The following is a 22,656-nucleotide window of genomic DNA, read 5'->3' on the forward strand; positions in this document are numbered from 1 at the left end:
TTACTAATATTTTTGCGAAAAAAATAACTTTAATCTTAAAATATTCCAACTTTATACCCTGATACCCCGAATGAAGAAACTCCATGGCATAATTGTGTAATCACTATCTTTGCCCTTATAGAACCACAGCTTATGACAACACCGATCCAGGGTTTTTCCAAACTTTCCAAAGAAGAAAAAATCAATTGGATTGCCGATAATTATACTGATAATTCGGAGGCCACAGTACAAATACTTAAAAAGTACTGGAATATAGATAATGGGTTACAAAAACTCCATGACGAATTCATAGAGAATACGATCAGTAACTACTACCTGCCTTTCGGAATTGCTCCTAATTTTCTTATAAATGATAAATTATATGCCATTCCAATGGCTATTGAAGAAAGTTCTGTTGTTGCGGCCGCCAGTAAAGCTGCCAAATTCTGGCTGGATAAGGGCGGATTTAAGACTAGCGTATTAGGAACCGAAAAGATAGGACAGGTACATTTTATCTTCAAAGGATCTTCAGAGAAATTGCAAGAATTTATTGAAAAAATAAAACCAATTTTCATTAATGATACTAAGTCCATCACCCGAAATATGGAAAAACGCGGGGGCGGAATAACATCAATAGAACTTAGGGATCAGACACACAAACTTGATCACTATTATCAGTTGCACTGTAAATTTGAAACCCTTGATGCTATGGGGGCGAATTTTATTAACTCCTGCTTGGAACAATTTGCCACAACACTGAAAAGAGAAGCTCAAACCTGCGCACTGTTTAATGAAGATGAAAAGGGAATAGAAGTGGTAATGAGCATTCTTTCAAACTATGTTCCCGAATGCCTTGTTCGGGCTGAGGTAAGTTGTCCTGTTGATGATTTAGAGGTGGAACAGTCTGTTTCCCCAAAAGAATTCGCAGAAAAAATGGTAAGGGCAGTTAATATTGCCAACGTTGAACCCTACAGAGCGGTAACCCATAATAAAGGCATAATGAACGGGATAGATGCTGTTGTCCTGGCTACAGGTAACGATTTCAGGGCAGTAGAAGCCGGAATTCATGCTTATGCGGCAAAAGATGGATCTTACAGAAGTCTTACGCATGCCTCTTTGGAGGATGGTATTTTTAAATTTTGGATAGAAGTGCCTCTGGCCCTGGGAACTGTAGGAGGCCTTACCAGTTTACATCCATTGGTGCACCTAGCGCTGGAGATTTTACAGAAACCATCAGCCCGTGAATTGATGCAAATTGTTGCAGTGGCCGGATTGGCTCAGAATTTTGCCGCAGTCAGATCGTTAGTCACAACAGGAATTCAGGAGGGGCATATGAAAATGCATTTGCTAAATATTCTTAATCAAATGAGTGCCTCAGATGATGAAAAGAAAACTTTGATCGCCTATTTTAAAAAGAATGCAGCCACTCATAATGCTGTTGTTGAAGCGCTTCAAAATTTACGGAACAATCTATGACTCAAAGGTTCTATAGCAATGGAAAGTTGTTGCTTACCGGCGAGTACGCAGTTCTTGACGGCGCCCTGTCCTTTGCCCTGCCTACTAAATACGGGCAAGCTTTAACGGTTAAAGAATTGGATTCTCCGAAGTTCTTATGGACGAGCCTGGATGAAAAAGGTGAAATATGGTTTCATACCTCTCTGCCATTGGAGCTTTTTAGGACTACGGATTTAGAAATTTCAAATGAACAGGAAAACCATTTAGCATCTACAGATAAGGTCTCCAAAATGCTGTTGAAAATTCTGCTGGAGGCAAAAAAACTGAATCCGAATTTTTTAAATGGAAAAAAGGGATATGAAGTTCATACAAACCTCAGCTTTCCAAGGGATTGGGGACTTGGATCTTCCTCAACCCTAATTAATAATGTTGCGCAATGGGCAAACGTTGATCCTTTTGTTCTTTTATCCAAAACATTTAATGGAAGCGGATACGATATTGCCTGTGCACAACATAATCATCCAATAATTTATCAAATAAAAAACAGCGGACAATTTATAAAAGAAATTGAATTTAACCCTCCATTCAAAGACGCCTTGTTCTTTGTACATCTCAACAGAAAGCAAAACAGCAGAGAAGGGATTACCAGATATAAAGAACAGGAATTTGATAAAGAATCTTTAATACTTAAAATTTCAGAACTAACAGAAGAATGTATTCGTTGTACCGAAATAACCAGGTTTAAGGAATTAATGAACACTCATGAATTGCTTTTGGCAGATATTCTTAATCTGACACCTGTAAAGGAAAAACTGTTTCCCGACTTTGAAGGGTCTCTAAAAAGTTTAGGGGCATGGGGCGGAGATTTTATACTTGCCATAGGAGATACTAATACTCCTGAATACTTCAATAACAAGGGCTATAAGACTGTAATTCCGTTTGCAGAAATGATATTATAAAAAAAGCCTCTCCTATGAGAAGCTTTTTTTATAAATGATTTAATTGGATTTCTTTTCTAAAAAGTTCTTACCGATAAACGATATAGTTCTTAATAGAAAGTTGCTCTGTTATCTGTAATCTCTGAATTTTCCTTTAAGGCATTGAACACACTTGTATTTACCCGGGTTCCGTTTGAAGCCTGTAAAGAACTGGCGAATGTGGTATAGTTTTCCAGCTTAGGCCCCTCTTCTTTTTTGGATACTTCAATTTTAAAAACTCCGGTTTCGCCTTCAATAAGATCTGAAACGCTCCCTTCTGTTAAAGCAAATGCAGTACCCACAACCAAAGGTTCTCTGCCGGCACCTGGTATTGTAGGAGTCTTAACCGTTAAGGCAGAGGCAGTAGATATATTAGTATTGTTGCCTGACGCTAAATCCTCCAAAGATTTTCCCTGGTTTTGAGAAATAATCCTTGAAGCTTTTTTCCCTTTACGAATTTTTGGAAGGACATTGGCGGAAGCATCTTCTACAGACATTAAACCTTCTTCATACTTCGCCGTTAGCTGGACAACTGCATAACCGTTACCAATTCCAAACCTTTTAATATCACCTATTTCAGTTTCGTCATTAAATGCCCATTGAACAATAGATCTTTGGTTAGAGAGTCCCGGAAGGTTTTCGTCTAATGCATTTATTTTATTAACAGGTCTTACTAAGTATTCATTTTCTTTTGCTATATCGGAAAAAGACTTTTCTGAAGATGTTGCCGCCATTTCAAATTTAGTCGCATCCGTAAATAATGTATTTAATGTTTCGTCTGAAGCCTCGATTGCCCTGCTTAGAGTTGCCAGCTGAACTAGATCTTCCTTATCATCCACCCGTACAATATGATACCCAAATTCTGTTTCAACCAGTCCAATATGTCCTTCCTCATTTCCAAAGGCAAAATCATTAAACTTGGGAGTCATTACACCTTCCTGAAAATAACCCAGGTCGCCACCTCTTGGAGCGGAAGGTCCGTCAGAATTATCTCTTGCCAGTTCAGCAAAAACGGCTCCTTCGGCTTTAGCTTGTTTTAGTAAGTCTTGTGCTATGGCCTCGGCTTCTTCTTTGGTTCTCTTGATTTCAGGGTTTGCTCTTTCGGCTCCTTCCCATGTAATCAGTATATGACTGGCCTTTACAGATCCATTAGGTTTTTTGCTAACCATTTTGGTGATTTTAAAACTATCACCATCCTGGTAAGGCCCAAATAACTTACCAATATTTAAGGCCATTAGTGTATCTGCGAATTTTATCGGAAGTTCATTTTTCGACTTATAAATAGTATCGAATTTGCTATCTGAATTTCTGTCAAGAAAAGCCGCGTTGTCTTTTGTATTTCTAAATCCCGGAATGGTATCTGTTTCATCGCGTTCTTCGAAATATTCCACGGTATCATCAAGAAGTTTTATTATTTGACCTTTTATGGCAGCCTCATCTTCAAGAGAAGCTTTATCTTCAAAATAAACAAATTGAATATCTCTGGACCTTTGTTGCTTGTATTCTTCTTTATGTGCACTGATGTAGTCCGAAATTTCTTTTTTAGTAATAATAAAAGTGCTATCAGGAATGGACGTGTAAGGAACTCTTACATATCTGATATCTACTTTATCGGTAGTTAATTTATAATCCAATTCCCCTTCTTTCAAAGTGGCACCAACTCCTGCTCTTATTAAATTAAAATACGTTTGTTCCTTTGCGCCCTGAATAATAGCTTCTTCGTCCTGCAACCAATCGTTATATTGGGCAGGGGCATTGATTTTTAATTCGGCAATAAAATCCCGAAATTTTGTTTCATCAAATACGCCATTCTCATCTGAAAATTGTGGATTCTGAGCTATCCCGGGGCTGGATTTAATAACATTTATTATCTGGTCCTGCTCAATAGAAATACCCAGGTCTTCTATCTGTTGCCCCAAAATAGTGTTTCGTTCTACCTGGTTCCAGACAGAATTTACTAATTGCATAGATGAGGTTGTTGGCCCGGACCTTCTTGATGCCCTCTCAATCTTTCGTCTAAAGTTATCGATAGAAATTTCGTCTCCATTAATTTCACCTACAGAAGACCCAACTTTTCCACCAGAAAAATCATTGCTGGTAAAAATTCCAGATATTACGAACGCAAATAAGGCCATCCCAATGATAAGGATTAAAATAGTTGTTCGTTTTCTAATATTCTCTAGAATTGCCATTTTTTATTTATTTAAAATCAGTTGGCGAAATTAGTATTTTACATTAAGAAATAAAAACTTAAAGCTTTCTATCTAACTTATATTTATAGTGCTAATCCTTTTCCAGGACTTGAAGTGATACCAAATCTATTTTTGTGCTGGAAACTTCCAGGATAGTAAACAAAAAATGTTCAACCTGTATTTCTGCATTCTGGTCCGGGATCTCACCTGTTTCATTCACTATCAGACCGCCAAGTGTTTCGTATTCCTCGCTTTCAGGAAGTTCCAGCTTGTATTGTTCATTAAGGTAATCTACCTCTAACCTGGCAGAAAATTTGTAGGTATTACTGTTTAGTTGCTCTTCCAGTAAATCTGTAGAATCATGTTCATCTTCTATTTCGCCAAAAAGTTCTTCTACAATATCCTCAACGGTCATTATTCCTGACGTACCACCATACTCATCCAGGACTACAGCAATGCTTTTTCGCTTTTTTGTCAGCACATTTAGGATGTCCTGAATTAACATGGTCTCCGGCACAAACTCTACCGGAAGGAGTATACTTTTTATTGTTTTAGGCTTCTTAAATAGCTCATAAGAATGGATGTACCCAATAATGTTATCTATAGTGTCTTTAAAGACTAATATTTTTGACAAGCCGGTTTCGGTAAATAGTTTTGCCAGGTTTTTTGGAGTTTCATGCAATTCTACAGCTATAATCTCAGTCCTGGGAACCATAACTTCCCTTGCCTTTACTGCAGAAAACTCAAGTGCGTTCTGAAAGATCTGAATCTCAGAATCCACTTCATCCTCTTCCATTACCGTCTCCATTTGTTCTGTGATATAGTCTCCTAATTCAATCTTACTAAATGCCAGTTGCACTTCATCCCCGTCTGTCTTGAAAAAGGTTTTGAGGAGTATATCGGAAACTTTAATGACAAAATCGGAAACAAAAGAGAATAACAAATAGAAAATATATGCAGGAGCCGCAAAAAATATAAGTAGTTTATTCGCATAGATCTGAAAAAGGACTTTGGGTAAAAATTCCGCCGTAAGCAAAATTATAATGGTGGAAATTAACGTCTGGGTCAGAAGGCTAAAATCTGTAAACAAAAGTTGAACAAGGTTATTCTCTGATGCTAATTTGGTTTGGAACCAATTCATCAACAACTCCCCCATATACAACCCATAAACCACTAAAGCAATATTATTGCCTATGAGCATGGTAGCAATAAACTTAGAAGGCTTTTTTGTTAACCGTGTAAGTATCTGAGCCAACAGACCTTCCTGTTTTTTTTCAATTTCTATATGAATCTTATTCGCAGAGATAAAAGCTATCTCCATTCCGGAAAAGAATGCAGATAACAACAAACAAATACAAATAATAAGTATGCTAGAGTCCAAGGCTATTGCTGATTATCCCGTTTTCGCTTTTCGAAACGTTTTCTGTAATTACGCCTAAAAATAAACATTCCTATAGAGACGAGTGCAAAGAAAATAAAGATGTAAGTACCTTCTCTGTTTGTATTCCAAAGTTCAATTGTCTTATATACAGATATTATTGCCACAACCAGGTATAAGTATTCCGTATATCTTAGTATTTTAATCATGTTTTATCTTCCTTAATTGTGATTAATCCATAAGTCTTATGGGCATTGAAGAAACTAAAGTCTTTATTGAAATCCATTCCCTCACCATCCATAATTGTCCCATCTTCGGGATTGGTAAATTTAAATTTACGCTGAGTAAAAATCCACTCATTTGTCTGATCATAAAAAAGCTGAGGAGCTTCAAGCTTTTTTCCATCATGAGATTCGATTACCACATTTCCCTGCAAGTCTATTAAATTCGTGTTGGAATAAATAATCCCGTAGTCGGCCTTAATTGTACTTTTGTTGTTTTCAGCATCAAACAAATCCACCTCTAATCCATCTGGAAAAGTCCTAAACTTAAATCTCATATTGTCATAATCTTCACTCAACGGGCTTTTTAAAATGGCTATGATCTTGGAATCTTTGGTATCTTCGCTTCCCAATTTTTCAGGAGTTTCTGTATAAGTAAGTACAAAATTCTGGGCAACCCCCTGGGGATAGATGGTTTGTTGTGCTTCTTCTCCAACCCTTTTGTAATTATCCTTACAACCAAAAAACAACATTGCCACAGAAAATACTATGGCAATGTTGTTAAATTTATTTCCGTAAGAATTATCCATTGTTATAGATTAGGCACCGTTACGCTGCCTCCCACCCAACAACTAAAGCTGATGGTTTTACCAGCCATTCCAGAATTAAAGATATCTGTTTTTGAGGGTGCTTTGGCACTATAACTGGCCGCAGATTGATTTGCATTGCTACTCAATGAAGGATCTACTCTGCCAGCTCTTCTGGCCATATCTGCTGCTTTCCAATAGATAGCTCTTTTTTCAAATGGTGTACTACCACAATCATTAGCACTTGTAGCATATAAATTTGCAATAAGAAGGTAGGCTCTTCCATTAGCAGCATTTGCATCTATAGCCTTCTGGGCATAACTTCTTGCAGTTGATTTATTGGTTCTCCTATAGCTTGTTGCTATCTTATAAGCAATATTGGATTTCTTTTTAGAATCTGTCTCCAAGTCAAGAGCTTTATTAAAATCCGCTATAGCTCCTTTGGTATCCCCTGCCTTTTTCTTTAAGGTTCCTCCGTAAACATAAGCATCCGCAGAAGGATCCAGTGCTAACTGGGCCTCAAATAATTTTTGAAACATAGGATCATCGGTACAATCTTTACTAAACATTCTTCCTACTGCCCTTTTTACCCAGGTGACGTCGGTTTTTTTAGATTCAAAACTCTTTTGATAAAGAGGAATAAGATTTTCACAATCTGCCAAGGCACCTAATTTAGAATCCACACTTCCTGCAATCTTACCGTAAGATTCAGAATTAGTGGTTGCCACTTTTAACTTTCTCTTATCTTTAGAAGTAAGGGTTCCAGCCTCTTCCTTAGGTAGCAATTGACTAATTACGTCTGTTAATTTTTCATTCTCTTCTTCTATTTTTTCAGTAACATCATCATAGGTATCAAAAACTGTCTGAAGATCTTTTTTCCCTTCATTATAAAGGTCTACAAGACTTGAAAAATAAAGATAAAGTGCTTTAGGGTTTTTAAAATTTGAAGCGTCTTCCTCAAAAGCAACATGAAGCATATTATATAATTCTTCATCAGAAGCCATTTTATTATCATATAATAGTAAGGCCTTATCTATGGCAACAACGGCTTTGGGAAATTTATCCGGAAAAACTTTCAAGCTATTGTCATATAAAGCAAGTAAGTCACTTGTATAACCATCTTTTTCGGCGCCGGAACTATTATCTATTTTATAAGCCAGAATTTTTTCACCCAGCGAAAAATTGGCTTTATTTATCGACGGACATGTTTCATATACCATTTTCCATGGTGTGTAAGCAGCATCGTAATTTTTTACTTTTGCATGCTCAGCATAAATAGAAAGATTGGTCATACATTCAGGGTTTTGCGCTTGTGCATTTGCCGTACCCATTATTGCCAGAAACCCAATCATCATACAGTAAAACTTCTTTTTCATCTTGTATAAATTTTAAAGTGGTTAATGTACTAAATTTTTATCAATTTATTTTCCTTTTTTGGAACCATTTATCGTTGAATGATAGTCCTACACTGACTTTGAAATAAGTTTCCTCTATTAAATTGGCCACTGTGGTTCCTCGTTTGCCGTATTCAAATCCAATATTCATATTGGAAAAACCTCCTCCAACAGGTAAACCTAGTCCAAAAGTTATGCCAAAATCATGTATTGATGTATCATTGACTATCAGGCCCGTTTTGGAAGTACGTGCCCCGGCCCTATATGTGATTCTTTTCAAATAACTGGTAAATGAAGCATAATCGGGTACATAGTATCCGCCTACTCTAAGAGTATTGGCATCTTCATATGCTATATTTTCGGGGTCAATAAAATCATTTCTAAACGAACTCACCGCCTGTAAACTATATTCTGCACCTATAAACCATTTTTTATCTCGACCTAACCCAAGTCCAAAAGTAGTCCTTGTTGGAATTTTCAGTTCCGTATTCCTAAGATTTGAAGGTTCTAAATTTACATCTCTTACTTCAATTTCCTCTCCTGTGCTTAATGAAAATGAACCTAACCTTTCCGTGTTTGAAGATACCAGATTGGCCTGTGTATTCACAGTAACTGAACTAAATAAAGTGTATTTATTTTTAATCCTGGGGGTATACGTTGCTCCATAATTAAAATCATACCCGCTAATCTCAGATTCACGAATATTTATTGTACCATACTGTACTCCTTCAATACTTTGAACACTCTGATATTCTATATTCCCGAAGCTATAATTTACTGTTGCTCCTACATGCAGATTTTTAGTAATTTCATATCCAGCTGATAAAAATAGTTTATTTAATCCCCCATCCCCGGTAAACTGATTTACAACAGTATCCTGGGTGACATTAGTTGTTTGAGAAAAAACATTATAACCCACGGCCGTATAAGGAAGAACTCCAAACCCAATTCCAAATTTTGGCGATATTGGAAATGCCAGGGCAATATATTCAAGAGTGGTGACCGAAGAACTTTCTTTATCTGTAAAATCTTTTAATTTTACTTCTTTATGTCCCCCGCCTGCGGTATATGTTACTAACCTCAGTTTTCCATAAGCCGCAGGGTTATTTAAGTTGACATGAATACTATCCGTATACATGCTTAATCCTCCCATAGCCTGATTTTCTATTGTAGTCTGCGGTCTAAAATCTCCTATCCCGCCAAAAGAATAAGGTGATACGGTTCCGTTACCACTCTGGGAGTATGATGCTATCGCCGTTAAGCAGAGTATTAGCAATACGATTTTCTTTACCATCTAGCGTTTGTTGTATTCCAGTAAATAATTCAAGCCTTTTAGGAGAAAATTAGAATGCGCAAATATGGTATTTTTTAATCGTTTAGACAAAATTTGAGCGTCACCGCCTGTTAAAATAACTGTTAAATCTTCAAATCGCGATTGGTATTGGCCTATGACCCCATCTATCTCCCTGCAAATGCCATTTAAAACACCACTATGGATACTTGCATCTGTAGAGTTTCCTATAATATCATTATAATTCTTAGGTTCTAGTAAAGGCAACTTTGAAGTATGCTCATGCAATGCCTTATAACGCATACGTAAGCCAGGAGAAATTGCACCTCCCAGATATTCGCCATAGTCATTTATCATATCATAAGTTATACATGTGCCTGCGTCAATGACCAGGGTATTGGCGTCGGGATTAAAATAGAAGGCTGCTGTGGCGAGTGCCACCCTGTCCATTCCCAAGGTCTGAGGCGTGGCATAGGAATTCTTAAAGGGAATTTTACTGTTATGACTCAATAAATGTACCTCAACAAAAACAGACAATACCGAAATATATTTTTTGTCTAAAACACCTACTGAAGAAACAATGGCTTTTTGTATAGCAGGATATTTTTTAAACACTTTTTTCACCATCTTTGGAAAGTCCTCTTTTTCAAACTTTTGTTGCCATAACAGGCTATGTCCGTTAAAAACGGCCAGCTTTACATAGGTATTTCCGGCATCTACAATAAGGTTCATAACACAAAGATTATAAAATGAAAAAAAACAGCAGGCTTTTTTTTCTTTTTTGTTTGTAGTTCCTAAATTTGAAAGTATATTTGCCCCCTCCTACGCACTGCGCTATTGCGTGTGCTTCGGAGGGTGCAGACCCTAACTAAATAAGGTACCTTAGCTCAGTTGGTAGAGCAACGGACTGAAAATCCGTGTGTCCCTGGTTCGATTCCTGGAGGTACCACTTAAAGCGCCAAACCCGCTTCTTTGTTGCAAGAAGCGGGTTTTTTAATTCATCGGACGTGGAAAGTTTACTTTCCTGAGGATCGGGGAAATAAAAAAACCCCTGCCCAAGGCAGGCGGGTTTGGCATTTTCAACTGAGGGAACAAAGGAACAACGACCCCGATAACAATGGGGGGAGTTAACCCTGGAGGGAATTCAAATCTTTTATAAGGCAGCCTAGCCTTTCTAAAAGATCCATTTATTTTTTCTTATATACATTCAATATTTATCATGCTGACTCGATATCCAATCTTCTGCAAACGGTAATGATTGCTTCTCTTCATTTTGTCTTGATACAAAACGAAGCAAAAAATCAAGAAGCTTTTAATGAAATTTTTGGCCCTTGACAAAACCGCAATTGCCTTTCATAGCTACATGCTCTTTTTCGCTCCACGAAACGCACTTCCGCTACAGGCCTTGCTATTTCTGAAAAACCTTCAAGACATTTCTTGACGTCAAAGATTTGCCATATTTAAGCTTTAAATAAAAGGCAGAGAAGTTTGACATTTTCAGGCGAGGTTACTAAGGATCGAAGTTAACCCTGGAGTTACCACTATCAATATCCATAGTTAACTGATTTATAGTTAATTGTGGATTTTTCATTTTATTAGGGTGCTCGCTAGGGTGCTTTTTAATTCAAAAACTCTATCTCGAAGGCGGGGGGCACCCCATAAATCGAAAACGACCAAGGGGGGGATAGCTCTGGGGTATGATAGCAGTGTGGCGCACCAACAACTTCGAAAAACCAAGTAGCGCTCTTCATTCCTGATCCACTCCACAAACAGAGCATAAAAGCTTTAGCTCGTTTTTTGTAATTTTAAGGGGTAACAACCAACCTATGCTCCAATTCTTCCGCCAAATCCGTCAACGTTTGCTAACTAATAACAAATTTAGCAAGTACCTGCTCTATGCAGTTGGGGAAATCGTTCTTGTGGTCATTGGAATTTTGATAGCATTATCTATTAATAATTGGAATGAAGATCGAATTAATTCCCGGAGAGAGAAAGTGATTCTAAATAGTTTAAAGTCTGAACTAATAATCAACCTTAATGAATTAAATACAGATTATGAAAGGACACTTAAATTTCATCAGGCTACGATAAATGTCTATGACTTCATTTTAATGAAGCCGACAGAAATAGATTCTTTGTATAAGGATTTTTTTAATTGTGTTCAATTCACTTATTTCTTTCCCAAGACTTCTACGTACGAATCCTTAAAATCCGGAAACCTGGAACTAATCAAATCAGATAGTCTGAAGGAAATTATTACTGATGTTTATGAAACTGGTTTTAAGAGAATCGTAAACAAAGTGGATACAAGGAGAAATGCAGCTCGTCTGCTATTTCCTTATTATCAAAAGCATTTTACAACAAAATTCCTTAAAGATGTAGATTATTCGGATTTTAGAGAAAATAAATTCAAGATTGGTGTACCTAATAACTATACAGCCTTGGTAAATGATCCGGAATTTGAAACATTAGTGGTAGAGGCAATTAGCGGCAGAGCAAATTTTCTAAGAGATTTTGAACGAACAATTGGTAATGTAGAATTATGTCTTAGCCAGATAAATAGATATTTAGATAACTGAAAAAGAATGCAGATTGGATCTTTTTATCATAAAGTAAAACCAAAGGCTAATAAGGTGTATGAAGTCATAGAGGCTAATCGCCATTATGCTTAATAAACATGAACGTTGTACTTCATCCCCATAGCTATTGGAACATGCAACTATGTGAAGAAGATGCTGATTTCCTTGCCCTGGTTCAAAGAGAAAAAGATCATCTTTTAGATGCCATTGCTGCAAAAATTGGCAGCAGTCGCATCGCAAACATTAAAACGTATTTGAAAAACCGAAATTCCAGATTGGAAACATATCGTAATTTCACAAAAAAGAAATAACCGATAAAAAAGTACCTTTAAGAAGATGAAAAAAAATTTATACTCTGTTCTAATCGCTTCAATTATCCTTAGCTGTAATTTATATGGTCAAACAATTCAACAGCCATTTAATTGGGATGAATTTAATAAAAAGGCAACCTATCTGAGTGATCTTCAATTTTCACCAGATGGCAATCATATACTATACTCAACGAGGAATTCAGATTTTGATTCAAATAAATGGGTTATCGAACATCATTTAATGAATATCTCCAGCAAGGAGGATTCAATTCTTCAATTTGATCAAAAAGATGTTCGTGAAATTAAATGGTCCCCTTCAGGGAAATACTTGTCATTTTTGGCAACTGATGAGGATAACAGTCAGATTTATGTGCAAGAATATTCAACAGGAGAAGTAAAAGCTATTAGTAATCATGACACAAATATTTCACGGTTTTACTGGAGTCATGACGAAAGCAAAATAGCTTTTATTTCAAGGGATATCCCAATTGAAAAAGAAGAAAATGAAAAATTTATATCAGCTTTTGAAGTCGGACCACAAGGGTATCTCAGTGACCATCAATACTTGCCTTCTCACCTCTATCTATTAGATGTTAAAACTCAAAATGAAGAGCGATTAACAAAAGGAAATTGGACCATCAATTCAGGTATAAGCTGGTCGCTAAATGATGAAAAACTTGTGTTTACAAAAAAAACAGATGCCTATCCATCTCGCTGGAATGATTCTGAAATCATGTTTTATGATCTAGCAACTAAGTCCTTGATGCCATTTTCCAAAAACAACAAATTTGAATTTGATCCTGAATTTACACCAAAGAATAACCAGCTCTTATATTGGTATAAATCAGATAAAAATCCCGCAGGATTAACGGACTTATATATTAGAAATGAAGATAATACATCTGTAAACCTCAGCTCATCTTTAGATAGAAATATAAAATCCTATGATTGGCTCAGTTCCGATGAAGGAATTCTTGCATATGGTCAAGACGGCACTACGGATGGTGTATGGATTATTTCTAATGAAGGCAAAATCAGAAAAGCATCTTTCAGCAATTCTTTTGTGATTTCAAGTTTATCTATAAATAAAAATGGAGAAATAGTATTAATAGGATCTACAGGGAATCAACCTTTGGAATTGTTTTATCTAAAAGATCATTCCTCTACCCCAATTCAACTTACTCACAATAATGACACTTTTAAAAAAATGAAACTGGGCAGGGTAGAAACTATTGAATGGGAAACAGATCTAAATTTAACCACGGATGGTGTAGTAACCTATCCACCAAATTTTACTACCAGCAAAAAATATCCTTTGGTGTTGCTAATTCATGGAGGTCCAACTGCCTCATCTATGGAGTCATTTAATCCGGTAGCACAAGAGATGGCACGAAATGGATGGATTGTATTTCAACCAAACTATCGTGGCAGCAACAACCGTGGTGATTCATTTCAGGAAGCTATTATGAATGATGGTGGTGAAGGGCCCGGCAGAGACGTAATGGAAGGCATTGAAGCCTTGAAATCACGTGGATATATAGATGAATCCAGAATAGCAGTTTCGGGTTGGTCGTATGGAGGTTATATGACTTCATGGCTTATTGGAAGATATCCGGACTTCTGGAAAGTTGCAGTAGCCGGCGCTGCTCCAATCGATTTTACAGATATGACCAGTCTAAGTAGCATGAATCTTACCTTACGTCATGCTATCACAAAGTCACCATGGGTAGGTGATAACTACAAGGATCATTACAATATGTCACCATTAAAAAATCTATCTAAGATAAAAACTCCAACCTTAGTAATGTCTAAAGTAGAAGATCAGGTTGTAACAATTACCGGATCATATAAATTATACCATGCTTTATTGGCAAATAACATCCCGACAAAGTTCATTGCTTATCCCGGAGGAGGTCATTTCCCTTCAGATCCTATAAATAGGAAAGATGTTTATGACAGGTGGATTAGCTGGTTAAAAGAATATTTGAATTAATAAAAACATGAAAAATATTCTGCTCTGCATTGCTATCCTATTATTTCTTTCCTGTGAAAGGAAATCGAACAATGAATTGGACCTTTCAGAAGGAGTTTCAAAAGAACTTGCATCTTATAGAAAAAATCAAGTTTCAAACGTTAAATACCAGCTCTTCTTTAAAATTCCTTTAATAAAAGAAGACTCCATAAATTCCAAACTCATTTTAGAATTGTCCGTAAATGACTTAAGTAAACCTCTAATCTTAGATTTTAAGTCGAACAAAAAAATACCTCAATCATCCATTGCAAATGGTAAAAGTGTTCCAATTCAATATCAAAATGAACATTTAATTATCCCTGGTAAACATTTGGTAATAGGTAGCAATAAAATTGAAATCGAATTCATAGCCGGAGAAATGTCATTGAACAGAAACGATGACTATTTATATACGTTGCTTGTACCAGACCGCGCAAGAACTTTATTCCCCTGTTTTGATCAGCCCAATATTAAAGCAACCTACCTTTTAAATATTGGTGCACCGGAAGGTTGGAAAGTGTTATGTGGCTCACCATTAGACAATACTAAAGACAGAGGTGATTTTGTAGAATATCAATTTAAAGAATCTGATAGAATGAGCACGTATCTATTCTCGTTTGTGGCAGGAAAATTTGATGCAGTAACCTCAACCGGCACAAGATTCAATATGACTTTACTTCATCAGGAGAAAGACAGTACAAAAATTCAATTGAGTACTTCAAGAATATTCGATTTACATCAACAATCCGTTAATTATTTAGAAAACTACACGAGTTATAATTTTCCTTTTCAAAAATTAGATTATGCCTCCATATATAGTCATCCTTACGGTGGCATGGAACATACGGGAGCCATCCAATACCGGCAATCTCCTCTCTTTCTGGATAAAAGTGCCACTCAAAATCAGAAGTTAAGGCGCGCTAAACTAATAGCACATGAAACTTCTCATATGTGGTTTGGTAACTTAGTAACCATGCAATGGTTTAGCGATGTTTGGCTAAAAGAGGTCTTTGCCAATTTTATGGCAGACAAAATCGTAAATCCACAGTTTAATAGTATAAACCATGACTTGTCTTTCTTTATCGATCACTATCCGCCAGCTTACAATATAGACCGCAGCACAGGGGCAAACCCTATTCGCCAAAATCTTGATAACCTCAACAACGCAGGATCACTTTACGGTAACATAATCTATCATAAAGCACCAATAATGATGCGCCAATTGGAGGTCATTATTGGGGAAGACAATTTCCAAAAAGGGATAATAGAATACATAAAAACGTTCGAAAATGATAATGCCGACTGGAACGATCTTGTAAATATCCTGGATAAATACACGGAATTAAATTTAATAGAATGGAGTAACGTATGGGTTAATTCACCCGGGCGTCCCATTATTGAAAGTACTATTCTCTATGATGGTCTAAATAACATAAAATCCTTTGTTATTGAGCAGCGGTCAGAAAATGATTCCGGAAATATCTGGCCTCAGGTATTCGAATTATCACTTATTTATCCAGACAGCACACATGTAATAGAAGTTGGTTTAAAAGAACAAAAAATCCAGCTTACAGAAGCGGAGGGTTTGGCAAAACCAAATTACATCATCTACAATAGCAATGGCTTGGGATATGGCGTATTTCCGGTATCAGATGCCGCCTTAGAATTTGCGTCAAAAATTAATGATGAAATAGGCCGGGCAAGTATATACCTTAGCTGTTATGATAATGCATTAAACAGTAATATATCTAAAAACAAAGCATTCGGGATTTTTCAGGAGGGATTAAAAAAAGAAAAAAACGAGTTGCTATTATCATTACTCTCCAACCAAATAATTCATTTATTCTGGACCTATTTTTCAGAGGAGGAACGAATTCAGCAACAAAACGAAATAGAGGAACTCTTGTTTGCCCGGCTTCAACAGAATGAGGAACCGAGCATTAAAAAAACCTTGTTCAATACATTTCTATCCTTTGCTTATACCGGGATAGCCCGGGATAGACTATATAAAATTTGGCGTGAAGAAATAGTAATTCCCGACTTGCTGCTGAATCAAGATGACTTTACCGGAATTGCAATGAGGTTGGCTCTTTATGAACACCAGGCGGCATCTAAAATACTTAACGAATCGAGGGCAGCTCTAAAAGATTCTAATAAGGTGAAACGATTTGATTTCCTTATGCCGGCATTGTCAACTGAAAATGAAATCAGGATGGATTTTTTCAAGTCACTGGCAGATGAAGAAAATCGGGAGAAGGAAAATTGGGTATTGTCTGCCTGCTACTACATTCACCATCCCTTAAGACAAGAAACGGCTATTGAATCACTTGAACTTAGCCTAAATCTGATTGAAGAAATTCAACAAACCGGGGACATATTTTTCCCGAAAGCATGGTTAAACAATACCATTGGTATGTATTCATCCCGTGAGGCTTACGCCATCTTAACGGAGTTTCTCCAGGCTAATCCCAATCTGAACCCCCAACTCAGGTTGAAGATCTTACAAGCGACAGATGATTTATATCGAATTCAGCGTAAAGGCAATGGAATACCTTAAATTCAGATAATGTCAAAAAATACTTCCCACAACAAATAAAGCAACCAACTTAAAATGAGAAAGAAATGAAACAATCAACTATTTTTCCATATCCAAACTCAAAGGCTATCTGTCTCTAATTTTTTGGATTTTCATAATTGTTTTTGGGGGTAGTTTTATTTTTAAAGATGCCCTGCTCTATTTCTGATTCAATGAAGATATCCTCGGAATATGGTGGAAATACAAATGGTCTTTAATAAGACATATATCAGCTATTCACTTAGCAATATCAATTGGATCATTGTAATTTTGGAAAGCTTTAGATAAAGTTTAGGGTTACTGGATTAATTATTATCTTAAGGCGGAAGGTTTATAGCACAGGATAATGAAAAGACATAAAATAAATTTATGGGCGGTTTTAGCAATACTCACAATAATGGTTGTTGGTTGTGAATCGAAAACTAAGCTTATTCCGGGAGAAGGCTATACCGAAGTTAAAGGAGGACAAATATGGTACAGAATTGTCGGTGATAGTGACAAAACCCCTCTACTATTAGTGCATGGAGGGCCGGGATTCCCGAGTTACTACTTAAACCCAATGAAAGAATTAGGTAAGGACAGGCCGGTAATTTTTTTCGATCAGCTTGGTTGTGGAAGGTCAGAAACGGAAGTTGACAGCACCCTAATGACCGTTGATAATTTTGTGGAACAACTTGAAACCCTCAGGCAAAATTTGGGGGTAAAAGAATTTTACCTGTATGGTCATTCATGGGGTACTATGTTAGGAATGGATTATTATCTTAAATATCCGGATCGTATAAAAGCACTGATCTTTGCAAGTCCGGCATTGAGCATTTCAAGATGGTCAGAAGATACCGAAGAATTAATAAAGACACTCCCGGATTCCATCCAATCTGCTATAAAAATTAACAATGAAAACGGAACCTATGATTCTCCTGAATACCAACAGGCCATAAATATATTCTATGAGAATTTTGTGGCTAAAAAACTGCCATGGGATGCAAATATGGATAGTACTTTTACAGGGGCAAATATGAATGTTTATAATTATATGTGGGGGCCGAGCGAATTCAATGCAACCGGAATACTAGAGAATTATGAAAGGGGCGAACAACTAAAAGAAATAAAAATCCCCACCCTGTTCATTTGTGGTGAGTTCGACGAAGCCAGACCTTCAACAGTTCGGCATTTTCAAAGTCTTGTTTCAAACTCCAAGATGGTCGTAATTAAGGGTGCCGCACACATAACAATGCACGATAACCCGGAAGAGAACAACCTTGCAATTAGAGATTTTTTGTTCGAATTGGAGAATTAAATTTAAGCCTTATTCATATTCATTTATTGTTAACTTTATAAAAGGAATTGTAATCAAACGCTTGGGTGGTAATAAAAAAATATGCAAACAATACTAGGTTCAGGCGGAGCAATTGGGATAGAATTAGCCAAAGCCTTAAAAGAATATACCTCCCAAATTAGGTTGGTGAGCAGAAATCCTAGAAAAGTCAATGAGACAGATGAAACTTTCCCGGCCAATCTCCTCAATTCGTCTGAAGTCAATGAAGCAGTGAAAGGTTCAACCATAGTTTATGTAACCGTTGGATTTCCATACAATTTAAAAATCTGGAAGGAAAACTGGCCAAAATTCACCGCTAATGTAATTGATGCCTGTATTACACATAATTGCAAATTGGTATTCTTTGACAACATCTATATGTACGACCCAGACCACTTAAATGGGATGAATGAGGAAACACCAATTAACCCTCCCAGCAAAAAAGGGAAAATACGGGCAGAAATAGCAGAAATGATCCTGTCTAAAGTTAAAGAAGGAAAGCTTACTGCACTTATCGCGCGTTCAGCAGATTTTTATGGCCCGGGCATTAAAAATACGAGTATGTTAACCGAGACTGTTTTTAAACCCTTAAGCATCGGCAAAAAGGCCAATTGGATGGCTTCCTTAAATTTTAAACACTCATTTACCTATACTCCCGACGCTGGTAAAGCAACTGCACTTCTTGGCAATTCTGAAAACGCTTATAACCAGGTGTGGCATTTGCCTACGGCTGAAAATCCTTTTACCGGAAGGCAATGGATTGACACAATTGCAAAAGAAATGAATGTAAAACCTAAAACCCAGACAGCTACAAAGTTCATCGTAAAATTACTTGGCCTTTTTATTCCTTTGATGCGGGAAATGCCTGAAATGATGTACCAGTACGACAGAGATTATGTGTTTAATTCAGACAAGTTTAACGATCATTTTGATTTTAAACCAACCTCCTATTTGGATGGAATAAGGGAAATTATACAATTAGATTACAGTAAATGATAGGGTTCATAAAAAATATTCTATATGAGAAAAATTAATTTTTACATTGTAGTATTCCTGCTAACTTTTGTTTGTCAGGCGCAGAAATACCCGAAATCAATTCAGCCCCAAGGCCTGGATTGGCTCCCGGAGGGAAAAGATGTGCAGGCCGGTGCAATTTTAGTGCCTGAAAATCACGATAATCCCGATGGTAAACAAATTCAGATTACCTACATAGTTTTAAAAGCCAAAGACAGTATTTCTGCTGCATTTCCAATGATCTTCTTTTCGGGTGGCCCGGGTGGCAATTCTCTGAGTCAGGGCATGGTTGGTTTCTTATTGGAACACCCCATGAGAAATGAACGCGATATAATTCTTTTTGACCAACGCGGCATTGGATATTCCTCTGCCCTACCCGACATGTCTTTTGATGCCTTTGATATTATGGCCCAGGATGCCGATGAAGAAGAGGAATTGGTTTTGATGACAGACTTGATTTTTAAATATAAAAAGAAATGTGAGGCACAAGATATTAATCCGGGGTATTATAATTCTATTCAAAATGCGAAGGATGTAGGAATGCTTTTTAAGCATTTGGGGTATGAGAAATACAACCTGTTCGGGGGTTCTTATGGCACTCGTATTGCAAGGATTGTGCAGGATATGTTTCCGGAATTTATTAATAGTTCTGTTCTGGATTCCCCAGCTCCGCTGAGCGGGGATTTTCTTCTAAATCGCTTAGACAGTTATTCCCTAGCACTAGGGCGAATTTTTGAGTACTGTGAAAATGATTCCGATTGCAAAAAACAATTTCCAGGTCTAAAAGACGATTATTTTAAAGCGATTTCGACATTGAAGGAAAAGCCATTGACAGTCACCATGAATGATTCAATAGATGTAACTATCAATGCCCAGGACGGGATCTATCTTCTGAGAAGGTTGCTATATCAGAGTAATTCAAGAGAAAAGGCTCCAGAACTCATTAGAGCCTTCATTGAGGGAGGTGGAGAAGTGATTACTGAAGTGCTGCAGTTTGAATATGAGTTAACCGGAGGACTAAACCTCACCATGTTACTTTCGGTAGAAAAATTTGAAAATTTTAATCCGGCAAATACTGCGGAAGTGATTTTTGAGGACTATAAAAAATTTCCTCTAATTCCTGTCAAACTTGGCTTTTTTGATGCTTTTTACATCGCAGGGATGAATTGGCACACCAATAACTTGCCTTTGGAAGAACGAAAATTCCAGGATTCTGATGTCCCAACATTAGTTTTCGTAAATAGATTTGATCCTGTTACCCCCCCCAAAAACGGTGATTTATTTATGGAAAACCTGAGCAAGGGAAACCTATTAATCCTTGATGAAGGAGGACATGGAGGTGGAAATCGGGAATGCAAAAACCAGGTTATGATAGATTTTATGAATAACCCAAATGGTAAATTGAACACCTCTTGTTTAAATTTATTTACGGACTAAAAAACGTATTTATTTGGAGCCCAGCATCCATCTATTAGGAATCTTGATTAATCTGCTATTTTAAAGAGATTTGCACATATTTTATATCTGCATTGTCTGAATAAATATCCAAGCAAGTTTCAAAATTCGCTGCGTATTTTGTTTAAGTCTTAATATTTATTTAAGCAAGAGTTTTTTACCCTGAATAAATTCCGTGGTCAGCAATTAATCTATTTTAATTGATTTAATAGGCATAAAATCATGGCTTACAGGGATATTATTAAAGAACAAACTAATTATTATATTGGTTTTTTTGTGTTTTTTAATAGAGAATATTATATTCTCCACAAATTATAATACTATATCAAAACTAATCATGAAAAAGTTAAACACTTTACTATCTATTGTGCTGGCTCTTGTCTTTATGTCGGCCTATGCACAGAAAAATCAAAAACCCAATATTTTAGTTATCTGGGGAGATGACATAGGCACTGAGAACATCAGCTATTATAACCGTGGCATGATGGGCTACAAGACTCCCAATATAGACCGTATAGGAAACGAAGGCGTCTTCTTTACCGATTACTACGGCCAGCAAAGTTGCACTGCAGGCCGCGCCGCCTTCCTTAACGGATCCGTCCCTGTCCGAACAGGTATGACTAAGGTTGGCATCCCCGGTGCCAAGGAAGGCTGGCAGCAAACGGATGTTACGATTGGCACAGCTATGAAAAGTCTTGGCTACGCCACCGGACAGTTTGGGAAGAACCACCAGGGTGACCGTGATGAGCACCTGCCTACCGTGAACGGTTTCGACGAATTCCTGGGGAATCTTTATCACCTCAATGCCGAGGAAGAACCTGAAAACGAAGATTACCCGGGGGATATGATATTAGCTGATGGCAGCACTTTCATTGAGTCTTTCGGTCCTCGTGGCGTGCTCCACTGCTTAGCAGACGGAAAAGGCGGCCAAACTATCAAAGACACCGGACCGCTGACCAAAAAGCGGATGGAAACTATTGATGAGGAAACCATTGCTGCTGCCAAAGATTTCATTACACGGCAGGTCAAGGCTGGTAAACCGTTTTTCTGCTGGTGGAATGGAACACGTATGCACTTCCGAACCCATGTAAAGGAAGAGAACCGCCATAAAGGCAATGACGAATACACAGACGGCATGATAGAGCACGACATGCAGGTTGGTGAACTCCTGAAACTTCTGGATGATCTCGGCATCGCCGACAATACGATCGTACAGTATTCCACGGACAACGGGCCACATTACAACACCTGGCCAGATGCGGGCACCACACCTTTCCGCAGTGAGAAAAATTCAAACTGGGAAGGAGCTTACCGCGTACCCTGTTTCGTAAGATGGCCCGGCCATTTTCCTGCCGGAACGGTACGAAACGGTATCGTTTCCCATGAGGACTGGCTTCCAACATTCGCTGCTGCAGGCGGTAACCCCAACATTATAGAGCAGTTGAAGGCGGGGGTTGAGTTAAATGGACGTACATACAAGAACTATCTCGATGGAGCCAACCAACTCGACTATATCAGTGGCAAAACCACAGAATCACCTCGAAAAAAGTTTATATATGTGAATGATGATGGTCAGATAGTTGCCATGCGATATATGCCCTGGAAAGCCGTTTTCCTAGAAAACAGAGGGGTTGCCTTCGAAGTATGGCGCGAACCCTTCACAGAACTTCGTGTACCGCTGTTATTCAATCTTCGCCGGGATCCATTTGAGAAAGCCCAGCACAATTCAAACACCTATAATGATTGGTTCCTTGACCGGGTTTTCGTCCTCGGACCAATGCAAAAAGTAGCAGCACAGTTTCTCATGACCATGAAGGAATATCCGCCGAGCCAGACTCCAGGGTCCTTCAATCTCGAAAAGGTCCAGAAACAAATTGAAAACTCCATGGGCGGCAAATAGATATTTATTTTTTAAGGGCCGC

General features: G+C 37.5%; 17 protein-coding genes and 1 tRNA gene. 11 read left to right on the forward strand and 7 right to left on the reverse strand.

The features are described from left to right. Window positions 1-132 precede the first annotated feature (132 nt). Together WBM60_RS17975 and WBM60_RS17980 are read left to right on the forward strand one after the other, a co-directional pair. Window positions 133-1,455 (forward strand): hydroxymethylglutaryl-CoA reductase, degradative, encoded by a 1,323-nt coding sequence (locus WBM60_RS17975; protein ID WP_424277625.1) that lies wholly within the window; start codon window positions 133-135, stop codon window positions 1,453-1,455. After that, window positions 1,452-2,393 (forward strand): GYDIA family GHMP kinase, encoded by a 942-nt coding sequence (locus WBM60_RS17980; RefSeq protein ID WP_424263154.1) that lies wholly within the window; start codon window positions 1,452-1,454, stop codon window positions 2,391-2,393. The genes WBM60_RS17975 and WBM60_RS17980 overlap by 4 nt, the downstream gene beginning before the upstream one ends. A gap of 89 nt (window positions 2,394-2,482) precedes the next feature. Here the strand turns inward: WBM60_RS17980 and WBM60_RS17985 are convergent, their stop codons facing one another. The 7 genes from WBM60_RS17985 to WBM60_RS18015 form a co-directional block, all read right to left on the reverse strand. Further along, on the reverse strand, window positions 2,483-4,603 hold the full coding sequence (locus WBM60_RS17985) for a peptidylprolyl isomerase (RefSeq protein ID WP_424263156.1): 2,121 nt from the start codon (window positions 4,601-4,603) through the stop codon (window positions 2,483-2,485). A gap of 91 nt (window positions 4,604-4,694) precedes the next feature. After that, a complete protein-coding gene (locus WBM60_RS17990) occupies window positions 4,695-5,984 on the reverse strand; it encodes a hemolysin family protein (RefSeq protein ID WP_424263158.1) in 1,290 nt (429 codons plus the stop codon). 2 nt (window positions 5,985-5,986) lie between these two features. Beyond that, on the reverse strand, window positions 5,987-6,190 hold the full coding sequence (locus WBM60_RS17995) for a hypothetical protein (RefSeq protein ID WP_424263160.1): 204 nt from the start codon (window positions 6,188-6,190) through the stop codon (window positions 5,987-5,989). After that, complete coding sequence (gene lptC, locus WBM60_RS18000; RefSeq protein WP_424263162.1) at window positions 6,187-6,792, reverse strand: LPS export ABC transporter periplasmic protein LptC; 606 nt, start codon at window positions 6,790-6,792, stop codon at window positions 6,187-6,189. The genes WBM60_RS17995 and lptC overlap by 4 nt, the downstream gene beginning before the upstream one ends. Window positions 6,793-6,794: 2 nt before the next feature. Then, the gene (locus WBM60_RS18005) at window positions 6,795-8,165 is read right to left on the reverse strand and encodes a tetratricopeptide repeat protein (RefSeq protein ID WP_424263164.1); all 1,371 of its coding nucleotides are present in this window, start codon (window positions 8,163-8,165) and stop codon (window positions 6,795-6,797) included. 40 nt (window positions 8,166-8,205) lie between these two features. Continuing rightward, the gene (locus WBM60_RS18010) at window positions 8,206-9,477 is read right to left on the reverse strand and encodes a hypothetical protein (RefSeq protein WP_424277626.1); all 1,272 of its coding nucleotides are present in this window, start codon (window positions 9,475-9,477) and stop codon (window positions 8,206-8,208) included. Further along, window positions 9,478-10,206, reverse strand: a complete 729-nt coding sequence (locus WBM60_RS18015; RefSeq protein ID WP_424259197.1) for a type III pantothenate kinase — start codon at window positions 10,204-10,206, stop codon at window positions 9,478-9,480. Window positions 10,207-10,350: 144 nt separating this feature from the next. Between WBM60_RS18015 and WBM60_RS18020 the strand changes: the two genes are divergently transcribed. The 9 genes from WBM60_RS18020 to WBM60_RS18060 all read left to right on the forward strand — a co-directional run bounded on the left by WBM60_RS18020 (window position 10,351) and on the right by WBM60_RS18060 (window position 22,634). After that, window positions 10,351-10,423 (forward strand) — tRNA-Phe (locus tag WBM60_RS18020). A 910-nt stretch (window positions 10,424-11,333) separates the two neighbouring features. Further along, entirely contained in the window at window positions 11,334-12,053 is a 720-nt protein-coding gene (locus WBM60_RS18025; RefSeq protein WP_424283446.1) for a DUF6090 family protein, read from the forward strand. Window positions 12,054-12,151: 98 nt separating this feature from the next. Continuing rightward, window positions 12,152-12,364 (forward strand): hypothetical protein, encoded by a 213-nt coding sequence (locus WBM60_RS18030; protein WP_424261412.1) that lies wholly within the window; start codon window positions 12,152-12,154, stop codon window positions 12,362-12,364. Between the two features lie 25 nt (window positions 12,365-12,389). Beyond that, on the forward strand, window positions 12,390-14,357 hold the full coding sequence (locus WBM60_RS18035) for a S9 family peptidase (RefSeq protein WP_424283447.1): 1,968 nt from the start codon (window positions 12,390-12,392) through the stop codon (window positions 14,355-14,357). A 7-nt stretch (window positions 14,358-14,364) separates the two neighbouring features. After that, on the forward strand, window positions 14,365-16,932 hold the full coding sequence (locus WBM60_RS18040) for a M1 family metallopeptidase (RefSeq protein WP_424278228.1): 2,568 nt from the start codon (window positions 14,365-14,367) through the stop codon (window positions 16,930-16,932). A 364-nt stretch (window positions 16,933-17,296) separates the two neighbouring features. After that, complete coding sequence (locus tag WBM60_RS18045; RefSeq protein WP_424261418.1) at window positions 17,297-18,247, forward strand: proline iminopeptidase-family hydrolase; 951 nt, start codon at window positions 17,297-17,299, stop codon at window positions 18,245-18,247. Window positions 18,248-18,328: 81 nt separating this feature from the next. Next, window positions 18,329-19,261, forward strand: a complete 933-nt coding sequence (locus tag WBM60_RS18050) for an NAD-dependent epimerase/dehydratase family protein (protein WP_424261420.1) — start codon at window positions 18,329-18,331, stop codon at window positions 19,259-19,261. Between the two features lie 24 nt (window positions 19,262-19,285). Further along, entirely contained in the window at window positions 19,286-20,716 is a 1,431-nt protein-coding gene (locus WBM60_RS18055) for an alpha/beta fold hydrolase (protein WP_424261422.1), read from the forward strand. Window positions 20,717-21,071: 355 nt separating this feature from the next. Then, window positions 21,072-22,634, forward strand: coding sequence for an arylsulfatase (locus tag WBM60_RS18060; RefSeq protein ID WP_424261424.1), 1,563 nt, complete (start codon window positions 21,072-21,074; stop codon window positions 22,632-22,634). The last annotated feature ends 22 nt before the right edge of the window (window positions 22,635-22,656 follow it).

The sequence above is a fragment of the Eudoraea sp. genome (genome assembly GCF_049669105.1).
Classification (GTDB): Bacteria; Bacteroidota; Bacteroidia; order Flavobacteriales; family Flavobacteriaceae; genus Eudoraea.

Bases quoted from the DNA above. Each gene is read 5' to 3' on its own strand.
- lptC (WP_424263162.1), bottom strand. From the start codon at position 6,792: ATGGATAATTCTTACGGAAATAAATTTAACAACATTGCCATAGTATTT.
- WBM60_RS17975 (WP_424277625.1), top strand. From the start codon at position 133: ATGACAACACCGATCCAGGGTTTTTCCAAACTTTCCAAAGAAGAAAAA.
- WBM60_RS17980 (WP_424263154.1), top strand. From the start codon at position 1,452: ATGACTCAAAGGTTCTATAGCAATGGAAAGTTGTTGCTTACCGGCGAG.
- WBM60_RS18005 (WP_424263164.1), bottom strand. From the start codon at position 8,165: ATGAAAAAGAAGTTTTACTGTATGATGATTGGGTTTCTGGCAATAATG.
- WBM60_RS17985 (WP_424263156.1), bottom strand. From the start codon at position 4,603: ATGGCAATTCTAGAGAATATTAGAAAACGAACAACTATTTTAATCCTT.
- WBM60_RS18045 (WP_424261418.1), top strand. From the start codon at position 17,297: ATGAAAAGACATAAAATAAATTTATGGGCGGTTTTAGCAATACTCACA.
- WBM60_RS18030 (WP_424261412.1), top strand. From the start codon at position 12,152: ATGAACGTTGTACTTCATCCCCATAGCTATTGGAACATGCAACTATGT.
- WBM60_RS17995 (WP_424263160.1), bottom strand. From the start codon at position 6,190: ATGATTAAAATACTAAGATATACGGAATACTTATACCTGGTTGTGGCA.
- WBM60_RS18040 (WP_424278228.1), top strand. From the start codon at position 14,365: ATGAAAAATATTCTGCTCTGCATTGCTATCCTATTATTTCTTTCCTGT.
- WBM60_RS18035 (WP_424283447.1), top strand. From the start codon at position 12,390: ATGAAAAAAAATTTATACTCTGTTCTAATCGCTTCAATTATCCTTAGC.
- WBM60_RS18055 (WP_424261422.1), top strand. From the start codon at position 19,286: ATGAGAAAAATTAATTTTTACATTGTAGTATTCCTGCTAACTTTTGTT.
- WBM60_RS18010 (WP_424277626.1), bottom strand. From the start codon at position 9,477: ATGGTAAAGAAAATCGTATTGCTAATACTCTGCTTAACGGCGATAGCA.
- WBM60_RS18050 (WP_424261420.1), top strand. From the start codon at position 18,329: ATGCAAACAATACTAGGTTCAGGCGGAGCAATTGGGATAGAATTAGCC.
- WBM60_RS18015 (WP_424259197.1), bottom strand. From the start codon at position 10,206: ATGAACCTTATTGTAGATGCCGGAAATACCTATGTAAAGCTGGCCGTT.
- WBM60_RS18060 (WP_424261424.1), top strand. From the start codon at position 21,072: ATGAAAAAGTTAAACACTTTACTATCTATTGTGCTGGCTCTTGTCTTT.